This window comes from Mesorhizobium sp. M1E.F.Ca.ET.063.01.1.1 (assembly GCF_003998155.1).
Classification (GTDB): Bacteria; Pseudomonadota; Alphaproteobacteria; order Rhizobiales; family Rhizobiaceae; genus Mesorhizobium.
Genome location: NZ_RZSC01001608.1, coordinates 1 through 452 on the forward strand (window position 1 = coordinate 1; position 452 = coordinate 452).

Annotated in this window: 1 protein-coding gene; it reads left to right on the forward strand. The window is 63.9% G+C overall.

Going from position 1 to position 452, the window contains the following annotated elements; all coding sequences use genetic code 11:
• A partial coding sequence (locus EOA29_RS40030) for an ATP-binding cassette domain-containing protein (RefSeq protein WP_127222585.1) occupies positions 1-452 on the forward strand: 452 nt, incomplete at both ends.

Consider the following 452-nt stretch of genomic DNA (forward strand, 5'->3'; position numbering starts at 1 on the left):
GTTGCGGCAAGACCTCGCTGATCAAGGCGATCAACGGCCTGTGGCCCTATGGCCGCGGCACCATCGTATTCCCTGAAGGTGTAACGAACTTCTACGCCGCTCAGGAGGTCAAGCTGCAGCAGGTCTCGCTGAAGCAACTGGTCTGCCTGCCGGGTTCGGAAAACGACCACGGCGACATGCAGGTGGCGGCGGCGCTGCACAAGGCGGGCCTCGGCGAATTCATCGAGCACCTGGCCGATGAGAGCCGCGAGGGCAAGATCTGGGATCAGGTTCTGTCCGGCGGCCAGAAGCAGAAGCTGGTGGTCGCCCGCATCATCCTGCAGCAGCCGGGGCTGCTGTTCCTCGACGAGGCGACCGGCGCGCTCGACCCCGAAGGCAAGATCGCCTTCCACGAAGCCATCAAGGCCAATTGCCCCGATGTCACGGTGATCAGCGTGATGCACGAGGCCGTG